This window comes from Pseudomonas sp. NBRC 111132 (genome assembly GCF_001320565.1).
GTDB classification, from domain to species: domain Bacteria; phylum Pseudomonadota; class Gammaproteobacteria; order Pseudomonadales; family Pseudomonadaceae; genus Aquipseudomonas; species Aquipseudomonas putida_P.
This window is the reverse complement of the sequence record NZ_BCBI01000115.1, coordinates 1-3,298: the sequence shown is the minus strand read 5'-3', so window position 1 is coordinate 3,298 and position 3,298 is coordinate 1. Positions and strand designations below refer to the sequence as shown.

The window sequence follows — 3,298 nt, the reverse complement described above, 5'->3', positions numbered from 1 at the left end:
CTGAGTTCGGGATGGGATCAGGTGGTTCCAATGCTCTATGGTCGTCAAGAAATTCTGTAGCCAGAATGTCCAGATGGACAGCCCAGCGAATTCGGATATGTGATTGTGTGGTTCGTTGCGAACTTTCGGTTCGTATCATCTTCACCACCGCAATTTGGCTGACGCGCAAATTGCTTGGGTGTTATATGGTCAAGCCTCACGGGCAATTAGTATTGGTTAGCTCAACGCCTCACAGCGCTTACACACCCAACCTATCAACGTCGTAGTCTTCGACGGCCCTTTAGGGGATTCAAGATCCCAGTGAGATCTCATCTTGAGGCAAGTTTCCCGCTTAGATGCTTTCAGCGGTTATCTCTTCCGAACATAGCTACCCGGCAATGCCACTGGCGTGACAACCGGAACACCAGAGGTTCGTCCACTCCGGTCCTCTCGTACTAGGAGCAGCCCCTCTCAAATCTCAAACGTCCACGGCAGATAGGGACCGAACTGTCTCACGACGTTCTAAACCCAGCTCGCGTACCACTTTAAATGGCGAACAGCCATACCCTTGGGACCGGCTTCAGCCCCAGGATGTGATGAGCCGACATCGAGGTGCCAAACACCGCCGTCGATATGAACTCTTGGGCGGTATCAGCCTGTTATCCCCGGAGTACCTTTTATCCGTTGAGCGATGGCCCTTCCATACAGAACCACCGGATCACTAAGACCTACTTTCGTACCTGCTCGACGTGTGTGTCTCGCAGTCAAGCGCGCTTTTGCCTTTATACTCTACGACCGATTTCCGACCGGTCTGAGCGCACCTTCGTACTCCTCCGTTACTCTTTGGGAGGAGACCGCCCCAGTCAAACTACCCACCATACACTGTCCTCGATCCGGATAACGGACCTGAGTTAGAACCTCAAAGTTGCCAGGGTGGTATTTCAAGGATGGCTCCATGAGAACTGGCGTCCCCACTTCAAAGCCTCCCACCTATCCTACACAAGCAAATTCAAAGTCCAGTGCAAAGCTATAGTAAAGGTTCACGGGGTCTTTCCGTCTAGCCGCGGATACACTGCATCTTCACAGCGATTTCAATTTCACTGAGTCTCGGGTGGAGACAGCGCCGCCATCGTTACGCCATTCGTGCAGGTCGGAACTTACCCGACAAGGAATTTCGCTACCTTAGGACCGTTATAGTTACGGCCGCCGTTTACCGGGGCTTCGATCAAGAGCTTCGCTTGCGCTAACCCCATCAATTAACCTTCCGGCACCGGGCAGGCGTCACACCCTATACGTCCACTTTCGTGTTTGCAGAGTGCTGTGTTTTTAATAAACAGTCGCAGCGGCCTGGTATCTTCGACCGGCATGGGCTTACGGAGCAAGTCCTTAACCCTCGCCGGCGCACCTTCTCCCGAAGTTACGGTGCCATTTTGCCTAGTTCCTTCACCCGAGTTCTCTCAAGCGCCTTGGTATTCTCTACCTAACCACCTGTGTCGGTTTGGGGTACGGTTCCCAGTTATCTGAAGCTTAGGAGCTTTTCTTGGAAGCATGGTATCAACCACTTCGTCGCCTAAAGGCAACTCGTCATCAGCTCTCGGCCTTAGAATCCCGGATTTGCCTAAGATTCCAGCCTACCACCTTAAACCTGGACAACCAACGCCAGGCTGGCCTAACCTTCTCCGTCCCTCCATCGCAATAACTGGAAGTACAGGAATATTAACCTGTTTTCCATCGACTACGCTTTTCAGCCTCGCCTTAGGGACCGACTAACCCTGCGTCGATTAACGTTGCGCAGGAAACCTTGGTCTTTCGGCGTGCGAGTTTTTCACTCGCATTGTCGTTACTCATGTCAGCATTCGCACTTCTGATACCTCCAGCAAGCTTCTCAACTCACCTTCACAGGCTTACAGAACGCTCCTCTACCGCATCACCAAAAGGTGATACCCGTAGCTTCGGTGCATGGTTTGAGCCCCGTTACATCTTCCGCGCAGGCCGACTCGACTAGTGAGCTATTACGCTTTCTTTAAAGGGTGGCTGCTTCTAAGCCAACCTCCTAGCTGTCTAAGCCTTCCCACATCGTTTCCCACTTAACCATGACTTTGGGACCTTAGCTGACGGTCTGGGTTGTTTCCCTTTTCACGACGGACGTTAGCACCCGCCGTGTGTCTCCCATGCTCGGCACTTGTAGGTATTCGGAGTTTGCATCGGTTTGGTAAGTCGGGATGACCCCCTAGCCGAAACAGTGCTCTACCCCCTACAGTGATACATGAGGCGCTACCTAAATAGCTTTCGAGGAGAACCAGCTATCTCCGAGCTTGATTAGCCTTTCACTCCGATCCACAGGTCATCCGCTAACTTTTCAACGGTAGTCGGTTCGGTCCTCCAGTCAGTGTTACCTAACCTTCAACCTGCCCATGGATAGATCGCCCGGTTTCGGGTCTATACCCAGCGACTAAACGCCCTATTAAGACTCGCTTTCGCTACGCCTCCCCTATTCGGTTAAGCTCGCCACTGAATATAAGTCGCTGACCCATTATACAAAAGGTACGCAGTCACCTAACAAAGTAGGCTCCCACTGCTTGTACGCATACGGTTTCAGGTTCTATTTCACTCCCCTCTCCGGGGTTCTTTTCGCCTTTCCCTCACGGTACTGGTTCACTATCGGTCAGTCAGTAGTATTTAGCCTTGGAGGATGGTCCCCCCATATTCAGACAAAGTTTCTCGTGCTCCGTCCTACTCGATTTCATTGATAAGAGATTTTCGTGTACGGGGCTATCACCCACTATGGCCGCACTTTCCAGAGCGTTCCACTAATCTCAAACCAACTTAAGGGCTGGTCCCCGTTCGCTCGCCACTACTAAGGGAATCTCGGTTGATTTCTTTTCCTCAGGGTACTTAGATGTTTCAGTTCCCCTGGTTCGCCTCTTGCACCTATGTATTCAGTACAAGATAACCAGCTTATGCTGGCTGGGTTCCCCCATTCAGAGATCTCTGGATCACAGTCTGTTTGCCGACTCCCCAAAGCTTATCGCAGGCTACCACGTCTTTCATCGCCTCTGACTGCCAAGGCATCCACCGTATGCGCTTCTTCACTTGACCATATAACCCCAAGCAATCTGGTTATACTGTGAAGACGACATTCGCCGAAAATTCGCACGTCGCTCTTTCGAGCAGAACTCACAAATTTTACCTTAGCCTGATTAACCAGCAGTGAAACTGGCCATCAGTCTATTTCTATCACATATCCGAATTTTTAAAGAACGATCTGACAAAAGTCAGAAATCAACATTCGCAGGGAATGTTCATTTCTGAGTTCTGA

General features: G+C 51.1%; 2 rRNA genes. Both read right to left on the bottom strand.

The annotated features are described in order from the left end of the window. Nucleotides 1–49, bottom strand: a 5S ribosomal RNA gene (gene rrf, locus APH35_RS29860); the annotation flags it as partial. Between the two features lie 136 nt (nucleotides 50–185). Continuing rightward, nucleotides 186–3,078 (bottom strand): 23S ribosomal RNA (locus tag APH35_RS27830). Nucleotides 3,079–3,298: the final 220 nt, after the last annotated feature.